Origin of the sequence: Chitinophaga sp. W2I13, assembly GCF_050434005.1 — a bacterium.
Classification (GTDB): domain Bacteria; phylum Bacteroidota; class Bacteroidia; order Chitinophagales; family Chitinophagaceae; genus Chitinophaga.
On the sequence record NZ_JBNPWD010000001.1, the window covers coordinates 958,747 to 973,019 of the forward strand.

General features: G+C 44.7%; 16 protein-coding genes. 5 read left to right on the forward strand and 11 right to left on the reverse strand.

The window, feature by feature from the left end:
* Positions 1–17: 17 nt before the first annotated feature.
* From QFZ48_RS03830 to QFZ48_RS03840, 3 genes are read right to left on the reverse strand one after another with little or no spacing between them, the layout of a single operon-like run.
* On the reverse strand, positions 18–251 hold the full coding sequence (locus tag QFZ48_RS03830; RefSeq protein ID WP_429061216.1) for a hypothetical protein: 234 nt from the start codon (positions 249–251) through the stop codon (positions 18–20).
* The gene (locus QFZ48_RS03835) at positions 220–1,119 is read right to left on the reverse strand and encodes a hypothetical protein (protein WP_429061217.1); all 900 of its coding nucleotides are present in this window, start codon (positions 1,117–1,119) and stop codon (positions 220–222) included. The genes QFZ48_RS03830 and QFZ48_RS03835 overlap by 32 nt, the downstream gene beginning before the upstream one ends.
* Positions 1,120–1,128: 9 nt before the next feature.
* Positions 1,129–3,399 (reverse strand): hypothetical protein, encoded by a 2,271-nt coding sequence (locus tag QFZ48_RS03840; protein WP_429061220.1) that lies wholly within the window; start codon positions 3,397–3,399, stop codon positions 1,129–1,131.
* 481 nt (positions 3,400–3,880) lie between these two features.
* Between QFZ48_RS03840 and QFZ48_RS03845 the strand changes: the two genes are divergently transcribed.
* The 4 genes from QFZ48_RS03845 to QFZ48_RS03860 all read left to right on the forward strand — a co-directional run bounded on the left by QFZ48_RS03845 (position 3,881) and on the right by QFZ48_RS03860 (position 6,827).
* Positions 3,881–4,795: a hypothetical protein gene (locus QFZ48_RS03845; RefSeq protein ID WP_429045591.1), complete on the forward strand. Its 915-nt coding sequence runs from the start codon at positions 3,881–3,883 to the stop codon at positions 4,793–4,795.
* 114 nt (positions 4,796–4,909) lie between these two features.
* Positions 4,910–5,770 carry an NmrA family NAD(P)-binding protein gene (locus tag QFZ48_RS03850; RefSeq protein WP_429061222.1) on the forward strand — a complete coding sequence of 287 codons (861 nt, stop codon included), beginning with the start codon at positions 4,910–4,912 and terminating at the stop codon, positions 5,768–5,770.
* A gap of 80 nt (positions 5,771–5,850) precedes the next feature.
* Positions 5,851–6,372, forward strand: coding sequence for a hypothetical protein (locus tag QFZ48_RS03855; RefSeq protein WP_429045589.1), 522 nt, complete (start codon positions 5,851–5,853; stop codon positions 6,370–6,372).
* 113 nt (positions 6,373–6,485) lie between these two features.
* Positions 6,486–6,827 (forward strand): HopJ type III effector protein, encoded by a 342-nt coding sequence (locus QFZ48_RS03860; RefSeq protein ID WP_429061224.1) that lies wholly within the window; start codon positions 6,486–6,488, stop codon positions 6,825–6,827.
* Positions 6,828–6,908: 81 nt separating this feature from the next.
* Here QFZ48_RS03860 and QFZ48_RS03865 read toward each other — a convergent pair whose 3' ends face one another.
* Positions 6,909–7,691 carry a phytanoyl-CoA dioxygenase family protein gene (locus tag QFZ48_RS03865; protein WP_429061225.1) on the reverse strand — a complete coding sequence of 261 codons (783 nt, stop codon included), beginning with the start codon at positions 7,689–7,691 and terminating at the stop codon, positions 6,909–6,911.
* Between the two features lie 229 nt (positions 7,692–7,920).
* Between QFZ48_RS03865 and QFZ48_RS03870 the strand changes: the two genes are divergently transcribed.
* Positions 7,921–9,384: a TlpA family protein disulfide reductase gene (locus QFZ48_RS03870; protein ID WP_429061226.1), complete on the forward strand. Its 1,464-nt coding sequence runs from the start codon at positions 7,921–7,923 to the stop codon at positions 9,382–9,384.
* Between the two features lie 49 nt (positions 9,385–9,433).
* Here QFZ48_RS03870 and QFZ48_RS03875 read toward each other — a convergent pair whose 3' ends face one another.
* The 7 genes from QFZ48_RS03875 to QFZ48_RS03905 all read right to left on the reverse strand — a co-directional run bounded on the left by QFZ48_RS03875 (position 9,434) and on the right by QFZ48_RS03905 (position 14,061).
* Entirely contained in the window at positions 9,434–10,072 is a 639-nt protein-coding gene (locus tag QFZ48_RS03875) for an NAD(P)H-binding protein (RefSeq protein WP_429045584.1), read from the reverse strand.
* A 40-nt stretch (positions 10,073–10,112) separates the two neighbouring features.
* Entirely contained in the window at positions 10,113–10,928 is an 816-nt protein-coding gene (locus tag QFZ48_RS03880) for a DJ-1/PfpI/YhbO family deglycase/protease (protein WP_429045583.1), read from the reverse strand.
* Between the two features lie 49 nt (positions 10,929–10,977).
* The gene (locus QFZ48_RS03885; protein ID WP_429061228.1) at positions 10,978–11,655 is read right to left on the reverse strand and encodes a putative quinol monooxygenase; all 678 of its coding nucleotides are present in this window, start codon (positions 11,653–11,655) and stop codon (positions 10,978–10,980) included.
* Between the two features lie 147 nt (positions 11,656–11,802).
* Positions 11,803–12,615, reverse strand: a complete 813-nt coding sequence (locus QFZ48_RS03890; protein WP_429045581.1) for an alpha/beta fold hydrolase — start codon at positions 12,613–12,615, stop codon at positions 11,803–11,805.
* Between the two features lie 54 nt (positions 12,616–12,669).
* A complete protein-coding gene (locus QFZ48_RS03895; protein ID WP_429045580.1) occupies positions 12,670–13,239 on the reverse strand; it encodes a carboxymuconolactone decarboxylase family protein in 570 nt (189 codons plus the stop codon).
* Between the two features lie 16 nt (positions 13,240–13,255).
* Positions 13,256–13,825 carry a cupin domain-containing protein gene (locus QFZ48_RS03900; protein WP_429061230.1) on the reverse strand — a complete coding sequence of 190 codons (570 nt, stop codon included), beginning with the start codon at positions 13,823–13,825 and terminating at the stop codon, positions 13,256–13,258.
* Between the two features lie 11 nt (positions 13,826–13,836).
* Positions 13,837–14,061 carry a 2TM domain-containing protein gene (locus QFZ48_RS03905; protein WP_429045578.1) on the reverse strand — a complete coding sequence of 75 codons (225 nt, stop codon included), beginning with the start codon at positions 14,059–14,061 and terminating at the stop codon, positions 13,837–13,839.
* Positions 14,062–14,273 lie beyond the last annotated feature (212 nt).

Sequence of the window (14,273 nt, forward strand, 5' to 3'; positions counted from 1 at the left end):
GTGCTTTCAGTTTTTTTCTACAGGGTTTCCCTGTCTCTCACATAAATAAACTTCATCTGCCAGTACTCATTCCGGGAGTTCAGTAAGCGGAACAGGTACACCTGGTCGCTGTCCAGTCCCCGCTTCCTTCCCAATGGTATACTTATATGATTGGCTCCACGCTTTAACGGAACAGCCCCTGCATACACAATTTTATTCGTGTTATCGAGCAGCAGCAGTTCATAATGCGCAGTGGTATCTCCGGTTTCCATTGTTATAGCTCATCTGCATTTCTTCTCCACACCGGATGATAGATCCATCCAGTTCTCTTCTCAACTGCACAAATGCCCCACCAGCATTATCCACTACATTCACAATGCCTTTTACACGGAAAGTCCAGGTCTCAGTTTGGGCGGCAAACAGGTTGCCGTTGCGCGCTATCACCGACCAGGCATACGTGTTGGCGGTATCCAGTGGTGTGGCGCCGGATGGATAGTTAACAAAATTATTACGCAGGCCGGGCACCCGCAGCACGGGTATGTTTTGTTGAATGGCTTCTTCAGGCGACTGGTTTCCGTGTACCTCTGTCAGTATCATCTCGTACTTCAGTTCACCGAACATATTCATTGGCGCCGGCGGCAGCCAGGTAAACTGCGGCAATAAGGTAAGTGATTCGCTTTTGTTCGCAGGCATCAATAGCAATGGAGGACTTATCGGCTCAATAGTAAAAGGAATACAATCTTCGCCCGGCTGATAACCCGATTTATCACCCTCAACAATGATACTGTAACATGCGAGGTAATTACCGGCCGGCAATAATCCGTTCACACTGCGATCTACCGACGCCGAAAGATACTCATATTGAATAGGCATAAAATCCGTTGCCTGCAGCTGTTTGGCTCCTTTATTCATTACCAGCGTACGCGTAATACCGGTGAGCACCGGCTGATTGGTACGGGCATCTGTTAAACGCATGGTGATCCGCACGTTCACAGTAGCATTTGAAGCCGACACCAGTACTATATTCCATAGCTGTGCCTTTAAAAGCACGCCGGCCGGCGGCAACTGTACGGTCATACTAACCTGGGCGCCTGCACGAAAATAACAGGTCAGCATCAGTAGACATAGGAATTTCTTCATATTCAATACTTAAAATATTTTGGTATAGGTTAATCTTCCTGTTTTGTTTGATACCAGCTGCCGGTTCACTCCCGGTACAAATCCTTTATCCCCCGACAGGGATACTTCTCCGAATTTCCGGATACTCACCCTCGCATTTGCGAGATATCCTACCTGCTTTATTTCATACACTGTCTGGTAATTATATTTTAGCCCCGCGCCCAGCTCCAGCCAGTTCAGCGGCCTGTACTGCACACTTCCGTCTGCACCGTATACCGCATACTCCGTAGTGGTAGCAGAAGAAGCACCACCATTCAGGGTAAATTTTCCCAGAAAAACAGTTTGATTCAACATCAGATTAGTACTGTTGAAATACACAAAGTTGCTGTCTGACTGCTGATTATAAAATTTTGTCCCGGAGAAAATAGTATTCATGGTGACGCCTTTTAACTGGTAATAGTAACTACCGGTTGCCACCAGTGTATAATAAAGGTTCTCCACAAACTTGTCATCACTTAACTTCATTAACTGGGAAGAGGGGAAATATCCAAGCGACAACACGGGCCATTTCCTACGCCGGAAAGTAGCCTGTATACTTTTAAAGATGGTATTGCTCCTGTAACTGGCATTATCAAATACACTGGTGTACATATTCTGCCTTACACCTCCTGTCAGCGTAAGCTGCTGTCTGAAAAACGGCTGGGTTAACTGCACCATCCAGGCATCCTGTGAAGAGCCGGAAGCATACAGGCTGAACGACTGGAAATTAGCACCCATCCTTTTATACATCCCGTTAATACGTGTAGACGTAGCCGGTAGATATGAAAAAGCGCTTACCGCATAAGCTTCATTGCTGTGATCATCGAAAGTGAGCATACTGTTTCCCAGGCCCTGATGTGCTGCACTCCTGGCGTAAAAAGGAAGTGATGATTTAGCGACTTCCCCGATTATGTAGTTGTTCTTATCAGGTTGCCACCGGCCTTCCAGCGACAATCCCATTATCTTATAATCCGGTATTTCCACAACGCCGCCGGCAGGAGGATTTGTATTGAAATTATATACCTGCTTTTTTCCCGTGTAATAAGAAAGGATCACATGATTCCCTTCTTTCCTTCCGGCTCCTACCCTTATCATATTGAGGTATTGGCGGACACGGTTATCATTCACAATGAAATCACGGAACCGGTAATCGACCGCCCCCGTTGCAAATGCCACATACCAGGAAGGATTTACTTCCGTTTGTACACCCATGATGCTAATATTCTTTGCCGTCAACTCCGAATAATCCACCATAGTGCGTCCTACCCCGAATGATTTAACAGACAACAATATTTTATATCCCCTTGGCAACAAAGAATCCGGAAGATTTAATGTTTCCAGGTTATTCATCAAATCCAGATCATCCCGGCTATGCTGCAAGGCATCCATCAAACTGCCTTTCCGCGCACTATAGGCTTTTTCCTTCTGGTGGAACAACCGCTCATTTTTAGCGTATGCCTGCTGCAGGGAATCAAACAACACTTTCTTAGCTTCATACTCCTGACGAAACACCAGCAACAAACTATCCCTGCGGGAAAGCTTTATCTCCGGCAAGTTCCCTAAACTATCTAAGGAAGGACGATGTAAACGTGTTGCCAGCTGCGCCAACGAATCCTGTATTTTCAACCGGTACTCCCGCTCCCTGGACTCGGCCATTTTCTGTAACTGTCCCGGGGCCGTGAACCACGACTTTAATTGATTAAGTTTATTCCAGTCATTATCCAACCTGGCTTTCAGCTGCTCTAATGCCACCTTTTGCTTTAACTTACCTGCATCCCACCCCTTCGCTTTGGCCAACAACATATTTTTAAAGTCCTGGTTGGTGTATTGAAAGTTAATACCGGTAATATTGCGGAATAACTGCGAATTGCTTTTGCTGGTGCTGAATGAAAAATGCAAAGGATACTGGTCCTTCACTGTTATATCTAATGTTGTTTGTACAGTATGCTGATAGATATCCTTCTCGAGATAAGGAGTATCTGTATTGGACTGATAGTAACCATCGTAGGTAACATTACCGTGAACCACTAAAAAAGGTGAATGGCGTACTTCAACAGGTATTGGTACCGTATCAGTATGTTTGCGGCGGATAGACTGGTAATGTGTGTCTCCGCGTGGCGATTCATACAACACTACCAATACCGGTAATTTCATTTTGCAGCTGGTGTGAATAAAGAAAAAACTGGTATCAGACTCCCTTCCACTGCTACCGGGCAGGCAGAGCTGCGCCTTAACGTCACAGGCAAGGATAAGAAGTACCATAATTGATATAGCGGCAATACTTTTCAAAAGGGATACAAAGGTTAACTTAATTATTCAGCCCGTCAGAGACGTTTAATCCTCTGGGGCCAGGGCACAATAAACATTCTCAGGACATTAATCCATGTACAGATGATCTTCTAAATAAATACAGCTTGAGCCTGTTGAAAAGCAAGGGCAATCCTGCAACACGGCAGATCTGTTCGATCAGATGTTTTCATAGTATGGGTAATTTTATAGGTATTAATTTTATAGGTATAAAGCTTCAAACTAATCGCCTAAGCGACAGTCAAATATATTATATTAAGTTTATCCCACAGAATTTTTTTTGATCAAGATAAAACTTTATAAAATTTACAGGCAGGAAAAAATTCCCGATCACATCTGGCGTTTAAAAGGCTGGCATCCCCTCCAAACTCTACTACTACAAGTAACAAAAAAGGCACGGAATAAAGTTAACTTAATCTACCTAAATTCTTCAACCATGTCTAAAACTGCTCCCCTGGTATGGCTTGCCGGTGCCATACTATTCATGTCCTGTAACAAAAGCGTTGAACAACCTGCCAACGCTGAAGCCAGCGCCGGACCTGTCTTCCCCGTCACCTTTAATATCGATGATTTTACCCAGCAGCTGGACAGCTTTGGCCGCATCGCCGGCGACGCTGCAACTGCAAAAGATTCCCTGGATGGTCATGTAAAATACCTTTACTACAAAGTGTATGGTACGGGTGCACAGGCAGCCATAAAACATGAAATTATGCAGGAAGTTGGTACCCCTTCTTTTGGTGTAATCAGGGATACATTGCCGCCGGGTAATTACAAGTTTACTTTGCTGGCTGCGGGCGACAAGTATCTTTCCTACATCACCAATGCCGGGTTTAAATATCCCGGCAGTGATGCCTTCAGCACTCACTTTGAAATGGTGGTAAACGGACCGGCTAACGCCAAAGTTTCCCTGGATCGTATTGTGGCAAGGCTGCAATTTATTATCCAGGACCCGCTACCTGCTGATGCTGCCTGGATGGACATCCAGTTTGGGGGCATCCCACGGGTGTTTAATTTCCCAACCGGGGAAGTGAGCAACCCTGCCAACGGTACCGCTTATTCGAATTACATGGGCTATACGTTCCAGATACCCACCTATAACCAGGGAAAGCCGGGCTTTAAAACACAGGCATATTTTCCCCTGCAGGGCAGTTACATTGTGCCTTCGATAACCATTGTCTGCCGGAGCAGACTGGGCAATTTGCTGGCCAACAAAGTTATTAACAATGTTAAGTTTGAAACTAACAAACGCACCGTTTTAAAGGGTAATCTCTTTGCGCCAACCAGCAGTGGTATAGAAGTAGACCTCAACGACACCAACTGGAAAGCAGACAGCATCGCTGTATTCTACTGACAGCCACTTTTATTGCTATCATTCCACCAGCAGCTTCTCTTATGGGAAGCTGTTGTTATTGGCAGCATCATGGTATGATTTGTGGGTTCCATCCGCACACCAAACTACTGATGTATGCATATTGTTTTAGGCGGCACAGGACATATAGGGTCTGCATTGGCAGAAACCCTGATTAAAAAGGTGGAGCCGGTTACCATTATCTCCCGCGATCCTAAAAAGAAACAACAATGGGAACAAAAGGGAGCCGAAGTGGCCATCGCTGATGCGCTGGATGTAAAGCGTTTGCAGAAAATATTTAATACCGGCGAAAAATTATTTCTGCTCAATCCCCCGGCTGATCCGTCAACAGATACCGTAGCACAGGAAAAAGAAACCCTGAACGCTATTCTTACCGCACTCGGTGAATCACAGATAAAAAAAGTAGTAGCGGAGTCTACTTATGGTGCACAACCCGGGGATGGCCTGGGCGACCTGGGTGTGCTGTATAACATGGAACAGCAATTGGCTGAAATGAATGTGCCTGCCAGTATTATCCGCGGCGCTTATTACATGAGCAACTGGGCCACTTCGCTGGCAACAGCGCGTGAATCGGGTATTGTTTATACCTTTTATCCCGTTGATTTTAAACTGCCAATGGTTTGTCCAGGGGATATTGGCAGCGTAGCTGCCCGGCTCATGCTGGAACCAGTTACCCAAACCGGACTGCACTATGTAGAAGGTCCGCAACAATACTCGGCAACCGATGTGGCAGAAGCTTTTTCTGCTGCATTGGGTAAAGACGTCAAAGCAGTGGAAATTCCCGAAACCAACTGGATGCAGGCGCTTAAAGACGCCGGCTTTTCAGAGCCGGCAGCAAAATCAATGGCAGCAATGACCCATGTTACGCTCAAGGAAAAATACGAGGATCCCAATCCTGTCAGGGGTACAACCACATTAAAAGCTTATATCGCGGATTTAGTGGAATCAGCAGCGTAGAGCGACTATAAACCTATCGGCATCCGGGAACACATTTTTTGTATATTTATTTGTTGCTCCCTTTAAATATTATTTAACAGATGTCGATACATGTAGCCATTACAAGAAAAGTGCTTCCCGGAAAAGAAGAGGAATTTAAAGAAGCGCTCAGGCAATTCCTCGGTGAATCATTTATTCATGGCGGCGTTCACGGCGCTGCCATGATCACGTCGCTGCCAGGTTCAGATTCCAATGAAATTGGGATCTTACGAACTTTTGCTGATGAAGCAGAAAGAGACGCATTTTATAATTCAAAGCTTTTTAGAGACTGGGAAGACTTTGCCTCAAAACTTACCGAGGAACCGGTTTACAGGCCGCTAACCGGGCTGGAAGCCTGGTTCCGCTACCCTTTGCCGCCACCACGGTGGAAAATGGCCATTACCACCTTATGCGGTGTTTTCCCCACCAGCCTGTTACTAACATACACACTCGGTCCTTACCTTCAAAAACTGCCTATACCACTACGGGTATTTATTGTCGCAGGCTGCATGGTAGCCTTGTTAACATGGGTAGTGATGCCCGTAATTACCCGGCTGTTGAAAAAATGGTTGCGCCCATCATGAAAATAATAAAAAGACGATGTCATCTTTTTCTATTTTTGACCTGTTAAATGAGGTATGCCGGGCCTGAAGACTTCGCACCGCCTCACATTGATTTTAAATACATCATACGCTGGATGAAAGAACAACTAATTACGTTAATTAAAAATTTAAAAGACAATTCACTTAGTTTCAAAGAGGTGATTGAATTTATAGAAACTTACTATCAACACCAGCCTGCAGCCTTTAAAAACGGAGAAGTGCATAATGAAGCCCCCCAAAACCAGGGAAGTGCAAAGGTGTTTGCTTTCGCGCAGCTAAATAACCTGGACAAAGAAGATACACTGCTGTTATTTGCAGAACACTACCAGGCTGTATTAAATACACCGGATGGCACAGATCACCAGAATATCAGGCAATTTATGATTCACGGCTGGCCCGGAGTAATCTTTGAAAGGCAAGCCCTGCTTGCGAAATAGGTCACAATACTTCTTTTGCAGAGGAAAAAGATTGTCCGGATATCCCGCAGGCATATCCGGACATCTGCTTTATTACACACGTTACTTACCTAATGCGATTTTTATTGCTTCCTCTACCGGACTGCACGGGCCTGAACCACTGATATCAAACCCGGTTCTCAGTAACAGCGGTGGCTGGGCCATAAACTTAGGTACCAGGCCACGATGCCGCTGGGCAGCATGCACCAGGAACGGATGACAGAGATATACCGTGCCGGCCTTTCCCGTAGCCTGGACTTCCTCTTTCTCAGGTAATCCCGGCAACTTCATTGCCAGTTCCATGAAAGAAAGTCCTTCTTCACCTTCCGGCGCCAGCAATCGGGCAACATCCATATGTGAGCCCTTTAAAATCCTGGTTGGCGCATCCCACTCGCCCACATCCGAAAATAGAAACAACATCAGCAAGGCACGGCCTTTAGAGTTTACATTGATTCTGGCTGCGAAAAAGTCATTAGGATCTACACCGGCAAAACTTGCATCTACATGCCAACCGGTATCCCCGGAATCAACTTCCGACGGGAAACGAATGGGAAAGGACCCCATGCTCATACAGGGAATCCATTTTTCTTTACCGGCCAGCTGATCGAATGCACTATGAAGAACGGTGGTATTCGCAGCCTTAATAAATGGCTCCTGTGTATACATACCCAGCCAAACGACCGGTTTTGTCCAGGTGTTGCTGTCGTTGGGATCGGCCGGAATATCTTTCCAAAGAATATCTCTTGCTTCGCTCGCAAGATCAGCAGAAAAAGCGTTATCGATACGGACAAAGCCGTCAATAATAAATGACTGTATTTGTTGAGGATTCAGGGTATTATGCATCATGTTATACTATAAAAGTTCAAACAATAAAGAATTGATGCCCCTCGGGGCACATTGGTCTTAGTGGACTTGAAAATTTTATATTATAACATCACAGTCATTCTCATACAGCAAATTTATTCATTTGTTTTAAAAATACAAGAGGATAGGATCATATCAACTTTCTGCTTATCTTATATGATAATGGCAGAGCAATTTTGTCACCGGATCCCATTAAAACGCACATACCGCTATGAAGCACAAACTTTTCCCACTGTTCCTTCCCTTTTTGTTGGTCCCTGTTTTCCTGTATGCACAGGATTTTAGCCATCCGGGTCAATTTGTTCTTAAGGGAAAAGTGAAGCATTATAAAGATAAAGTGTACGAATTCGGGATGTCCACCTTTTTTGGCAGTTTTGGAGATACGATCCGGATCAAAGCCGACGGAAGTTTTGAACAAACGGTGCCGGTGCAGCAACGGCAGCATATATACTTATACCTGGACGACGATCGTCCCTGGTTTACGGTGGCAGACAAGGATACGATTTACCTGCAATGGGATCAGAAGGAAGAAGTATCCTCCCTTACTATCCGCGCCCAGAACGAGGGACGCACGAAAGAGATAACGCAACAATTACAACTGCATAAAGTCCTGTCGGAACCATTTAGCAATCTCAATCAACAGTTGAGTACTGAAATGAAAAATCTCACTGCAGAAGAAAAATTTAAAAAGATAAACCTGCTCTTTAACAGCCAGGCAAAAAGCATATTTGAAGTAACGGATACTTTTTCCCAATTCTCTACCAGGCAAATCAGTGCCTTGTATTTTGAGTATTCGAACCTGTTGTTTATGCAGCGGCTGCTGCCAAAGTTTGAGCTGAGCTTTATAGCGGATAGCGTTGGCAACTACACACAAAAGCATAGCACCATCCAAACTACTCATTACAAAACGTTAAATGAAAACTGGTTTTGGAACGTACCGGAATACCGTACTTTCATTTATAATTATCTGCGCATGGCCCGTCCGTTTAATGCAACTATAAGCGCAAGTATCCAAACCGCTCCCAATACAAAATCTAATTACACAATGGACTATTATCACCTGGCGGAGGCCAATATTCCTTTCACGGCTATGAAGGATTGGTTTATTACTAACAGTATCATGAGTGGGTTTGAATATTACGAATTTAACGATGTAAAAAAAGTATATGATGCGTTTATGAATACCTGCAACACGCCTTTCCTGAAGGATACGCTGCAGCAATATTATACCACGATTGCACATTTAAAACCGGGAAGCCCGGCGCCTGATTTCACTTTAACAGATGCCACCGGGAAAAATATCTCTCTAAAAGATTATAAAGGAAAAGTAGTGTACATTGATTTTTGGGGAGTAGGCTGCGGGCCCTGCATTTATGATATCCAAAACCATGTGCCGCAGCTGCATAAAGACTTTGAGCATAAGGAAGTGGTATTTCTGAATATCTGTGTGGATGAAACAGAAGTGAAATGGAAAGATGCCCTTAAGAAATATCATCTGGAAGGCGTAAACCTGGTGGCGGAAGGATGGACAGCCCACCCGGTATGTAAAGCGTATAATGTAAATGGTATCCCGCATTATGTTTTGATTGATAAAACAGGTAAGTTATCCAATAACAATGCGCCACGACCCAGTGATGCGTCATTGAAGGGAGCTATTGAAAATTTGCTGAAATAGGGAGAAAATTTCCATCTTCGATAATTTCCGTCACGATCTTTACACTGTTCTAAAACCTGAATATTCTATCCAGCTCTATGACGTGCATTCCGGGCGCGAGTACTTTCGGAGCTTTGGCCATTTTCTCAGCAAGCGTAAACGTAGGTAATGGACGGAACTTCCTGATCAATCCCAAAAAATTCAGCACTTTTAATGCCCCCGCGGTCATTCGTTCACCCAACCGGTTGGTATTCTTCCGCAGCAATAATCCCGGTCTGAAAATGATGTATTGCTCAAATGCCAGGCTGGCTATCCTGTCCTCCAGATTGCCCTTTACCCTGGAATAAAATACACTGCTTTTGGCAGAAGCGCCGTAGGCGGATAGCAGCACTGCTTTGGTAACACCGTTTCGTTTGGCTATTTCAGCAAATTTTGCAGGAATATCATAATCTATATGCCATTGCTTTTCCTTCGAACCAGCTACTTTCATAGTGGTTCCCAAACATGAAAACCATACATCTCCTTTGATAACCTCAGATTCATTTTCTAATTTGTTGAAATCAATCACGATCTCTATCAGTTTGGGATGAACAATTCCGGTGGAACGGCGCACAAATATTACAACGGCTGTGTAGTCACGGTCTTGCAACAATACCCGCACAAGATCTTTGCCGGTAGCCCCTGTTGCCCCTATGATTAATGCTTTCATACCTGGAATTTAGTTTATAACCGGACTACACCTCCTTTGATCATTTCTTTACCAACCAACTTTCCACTGCCCTTGAAAAATCAGCTACATCAATAGGATGCCTGCTGGTAATCAGGTTTCCGTCTGTTACCACAGGTTGCTCCAATACAATCCCGCCTGCATTCTTCAAATCTACCTGTATATTCCAATAACCTGTTAATTTTCTACCTTTCAAAATATCGGCAGATGCTAATACAACAGGTGCATGACAGATTGCCGCGATCAGTTTTCCCGATCTGTTGAAATCCTGTATAAATTTTATTACATCCTTATCGTAGCGTAAGTTATCAGGGTTCCATGCACCACCTGGAATGAACACAGCGTCGTAATCACTTACCTGGATCTGATCCGCAGTACGGTCGAATTTTAGCCAGCCCACAGGCTGTAAGTATTGTATGGCCATGATATGTGTTTTTGCCATTTCAGGAAACATAAGGCCATATCTTTCGGGCGCAGGAACGTATTTTGGTGCCACGATATCTACTGTAGCACCCAGTTGCCTGAAATACCACACGGGCCCCAGTAATTCAATTTCCTCGAAACCGTCGGCAGCGATTACAGCTATTTTTTTACCTTTTAATACGGTTACATCCTTTACAGGAGTAAAAAAGAAAGCCCGCAAAGCCTCGTTTCCGGGAGCATTTAATAATTGTGATACGGGCATGTTTACCACTACTGAAGGAGAAGCCAACTGATTCAATACAGACAGCTCATGGTCATTGATCCGTGTAGTGCTTACTTTATCCTGAGCCTCCGCATTGAATACAGTAAGAACCCCTGCCATGCCTGTCATGACGATTTGATGAATAGCTTTCATTTCTAAATTTTTATTGTTATAAATGATTGTGTTTAAGTCATTGCCGCCTTCAAGGGGCAAAGGCTATCAGCCTGTGAAGACCCGTTTGAAAAGGCTGCTTTTTGATGCTGGTATTCAAATAATCGATCACAGGTTGTATAGGAGGAAAATCCAGATGATACCGGAAGGCATCTTCACTCCTGAATTTTTCATAAGTAACAAACCGGGTACTATCTTCTTCCAGTTGTGAAAGCTGGTAATTAATAACACCTGGCTCGCTCCGGAACTGCGGCATGGCAGTGTGATACACTTCTTTAAAATTACCTTCGGTCCCTTCCCGGCTATCCACAAACAACATGATAGTGATTGGCTTGTCTTCTTTTAGGGGCCTCCGCTGCCATTCGTTCTTTGAAATCGGCTCCAGGTCTTTTATGTAGATCGTTTTTGCAGGTTGTATCAGCCTCTTTTCAGATAATAACTTTATTGGGTTGTATTTCACACCTCCTCTCACGTTCTCCAACCCGTTTTTGCTATCCCATCTTTCTATAAGCCACAACACGGAAAGGTTTTCCTGCTCATAATACGCTTCTGCCATAATGTTGCTTTTATGAGCGATAGCATACTTCACGTACTTACGAAGCGCTTTGCTGAACTTCTTTTTGTACCTTTTCTTCACCTCGTACCTGGTTAACGCGGCTACTTCTTCCGTTTGGCTATGACCTGCTGCTACCAATGGATTCTTCTCCATATTATCCCGTTTTTCTGCCATTGCAAATGGACTGCTAACCAAGAGGCACATAATTATAAATACAGAAACCTTATTGAATAGTGATAAAAACATTTTTGTTGCCATTACTTTTTGTTTTTAGTTTTCATCAATTTGCTTCACCCTGTGTTATTGTGCTATCTTAAGCAACAGGTCTGCAACTACCTGCGGTTGAGACAGGAATGGCGAGTGGCTGGTATTTACACTGTAAATGGTTTTGATACCGGCTCCGGCGATCATACGATCCTGCAGACCCGGTGAGATCACAATGTCCCGAAGCGTTTTGATATACACCTTTTCTACCGTGCCAAAGGCGGCTGCGGTTAAGGTAACCTTGTCGCCAAATGGAATGGCCGGTTCAGCGCGATAGTTATCAATTACCTGTTGCTTGGCGGCCGGCGTACCATCGTTGATGAACAAATAGGTCAGACTGTCGCGCGCTACATCAAGTGTCAGCTTATCAGCAGACAGCGTTAGCAACGGGCCAAGTTTTGAGTCAGGGTCCGAATTTGCCAGGTCGCCAAGCGTTTGTCCTGATGTTGGAACAAAGGCTCCGATATAAACCAGCTTACTGATTTGGGCCGGCACTTTCTCCGCTACCGCGGTTACCACTACGCCGCCCATGCTGTGCCCTACCAGGATTACTTTTTCACCTGCTTTATTGATCGCGTCGATCACTTTATCCCGGTAAACATTTAAAGTAAGCGTGTGAGCCGGTGTTTGGTCGCTACCATGTCCCGGAAGTTCTACGACAATTACTTTGTTGCCTTTTTGTTCCAGATCGCTACGTACGGCATTCCATACATAAGGCGCCTGCCAGGCACCATGTACCAACACATAGGTCTGGTTTTTGGCAATCTTGTCATCATCATTATTATTGCATGATGCCAATGTCGAAAGTGTGAAAGCTGCAGTTAGCAGCGATAAAACTATTTTTTTCATTTTGTAAGAATTTATTGTTGATGCCGGTTTTGTCCAGTTGACTGATTAGTATATTTATTCATTATTGCCAGGCGCCGGTATGTCAAATCCGTTCAGAATCATAGCGATGAAAGTGTAGCCGCTGATCAGGAAGAAAAGTTCTGCCACACCATCCTTTCCCAGCAGATTTACCGCATGATTATAGGTTGAATCCGGAACAATGTGACCAGTCACCAAGGCATGCACAATGTCGTGCACGATGGCCTCCTGTTCGTTTAAACCGGATGGACGGCTGCCAGCGGCAAGTGTGGCGATAATACCCGGCGCAATGTCAAAAGCTGCTGCCATGATCTCATGTGCGTAAAGCTCAAAGCGGGCACCATAAACGCCACCTACCGTTAAAATGGCAACTTCCCTTACTGTTTTAGAAAGTGTTGCATGCGTGTCGAGCGTCCGCAGAAAACTCAGGGCTGGTATGCCAAACTGCGGATAGTGCAGCATCGGCGCGAAAGGGCCTAACAAGGCTCCCTGCGCATCAAGCATGTTTACCTGGCTTTGACTTCGGCCAACAAGACTGGCTATCTCGTTGTGCACACTGCGGACTTCAGGACTAAGAATAGCTGGTGGCAATGGTTTTATACGCATGACGCTTGTTTGTGGATTAAATAATTTCACTGGCAAACTGCCCATCGATCAGCATAAACATCATACGGCAGATCTTACCGGACCGGTTAGCCCAGGCATGATTGGTGCCGTTCTGAATAACAATATCACCAGCCTGGATGATGGTCTCCCCGCGATCAAGGATCAATGTTATCTCTCCTTCAAGTACGATCCCATAATCCACCGTTCTTGTCCGATGCATCAGGGGATGAGGTGCAGCTCCATCTGATGTGGAGGCTTTCTCATCACCCATAATCCTGAATTTCGCGGCAGCATCTGCAGAGGTAAGTTTCTGTATTTCTTCGCCTTCCGGTGGAAATTCGATGACCCGGATGCGGGTACCACTTTTAGGGGGCGGCAATACCAAACCCGGTTCATCCCGCTCATCCGGTTGAGCCTGAATAAAAGCAGGTGTTTCCAACGTATGCCATACTTCAAAAAAAGTAGGACCACCAGGGCCGCCAACAAGTTGTGTATGTACTGGAGGAGCATCTGAAATAATGATTGCCTTCCCGTTTGCATCATGACCTGTTACAATACGCCTGAATGTTTTTGGTTGCTGATTCATAATCCTGGTCTTTAATTGCTTTTTGATTTTTTGAAAACAAATACCCCGAGGTAATGAAAGAGTATACCTATTGCCCACGCTGGTGTGGACCACAGCGGCCAGGGATAGGTCCGGTCGGTGAGGTACCATACCAGCCAGGTCGCCGGGGTGGCAAGCAGGAAAACAATTAGGTGGATCCTGAAACCTTTTTTAGGATCGATAGGGGTAGTTGGGTCCCATTGAGTTGAATATGTCATACAAATGGTTTTGTTGTTTCATGGCTACTTACATGCCATTTAGCAGAAACAACCCTACTAGAAAAGTGTAGATCATTAATGAATTGAAAAACAATTTTTTAGAAAAATATCAATCAGGCGGGGGCGAAAAAAATACAGGCAGGTTACTCCGAAACATTGGAGTTTAATAACAAAACTCCGGAAATATCGGAGTTTGCAATGCTATTGATCAA

Bases quoted from the DNA above. Each gene is read 5' to 3' on its own strand.
- QFZ48_RS03830 (WP_429061216.1), bottom strand. From the start codon at position 251: ATGGAAACCGGAGATACCACTGCGCATTATGAACTGCTGCTGCTCGAT.
- QFZ48_RS03835 (WP_429061217.1), bottom strand. From the start codon at position 1,119: ATGAAGAAATTCCTATGTCTACTGATGCTGACCTGTTATTTTCGTGCA.
- QFZ48_RS03840 (WP_429061220.1), bottom strand. From the start codon at position 3,399: ATGGTACTTCTTATCCTTGCCTGTGACGTTAAGGCGCAGCTCTGCCTG.
- QFZ48_RS03845 (WP_429045591.1), top strand. From the start codon at position 3,881: ATGTCTAAAACTGCTCCCCTGGTATGGCTTGCCGGTGCCATACTATTC.
- QFZ48_RS03850 (WP_429061222.1), top strand. From the start codon at position 4,910: ATGCATATTGTTTTAGGCGGCACAGGACATATAGGGTCTGCATTGGCA.
- QFZ48_RS03855 (WP_429045589.1), top strand. From the start codon at position 5,851: ATGTCGATACATGTAGCCATTACAAGAAAAGTGCTTCCCGGAAAAGAA.
- QFZ48_RS03860 (WP_429061224.1), top strand. From the start codon at position 6,486: ATGAAAGAACAACTAATTACGTTAATTAAAAATTTAAAAGACAATTCA.
- QFZ48_RS03865 (WP_429061225.1), bottom strand. From the start codon at position 7,691: ATGATGCATAATACCCTGAATCCTCAACAAATACAGTCATTTATTATT.
- QFZ48_RS03870 (WP_429061226.1), top strand. From the start codon at position 7,921: ATGAAGCACAAACTTTTCCCACTGTTCCTTCCCTTTTTGTTGGTCCCT.
- QFZ48_RS03875 (WP_429045584.1), bottom strand. From the start codon at position 10,072: ATGAAAGCATTAATCATAGGGGCAACAGGGGCTACCGGCAAAGATCTT.
- QFZ48_RS03880 (WP_429045583.1), bottom strand. From the start codon at position 10,928: ATGAAAGCTATTCATCAAATCGTCATGACAGGCATGGCAGGGGTTCTT.
- QFZ48_RS03885 (WP_429061228.1), bottom strand. From the start codon at position 11,655: ATGGAGAAGAATCCATTGGTAGCAGCAGGTCATAGCCAAACGGAAGAA.
- QFZ48_RS03890 (WP_429045581.1), bottom strand. From the start codon at position 12,615: ATGAAAAAAATAGTTTTATCGCTGCTAACTGCAGCTTTCACACTTTCG.
- QFZ48_RS03895 (WP_429045580.1), bottom strand. From the start codon at position 13,239: ATGCGTATAAAACCATTGCCACCAGCTATTCTTAGTCCTGAAGTCCGC.
- QFZ48_RS03900 (WP_429061230.1), bottom strand. From the start codon at position 13,825: ATGAATCAGCAACCAAAAACATTCAGGCGTATTGTAACAGGTCATGAT.
- QFZ48_RS03905 (WP_429045578.1), bottom strand. From the start codon at position 14,061: ATGACATATTCAACTCAATGGGACCCAACTACCCCTATCGATCCTAAA.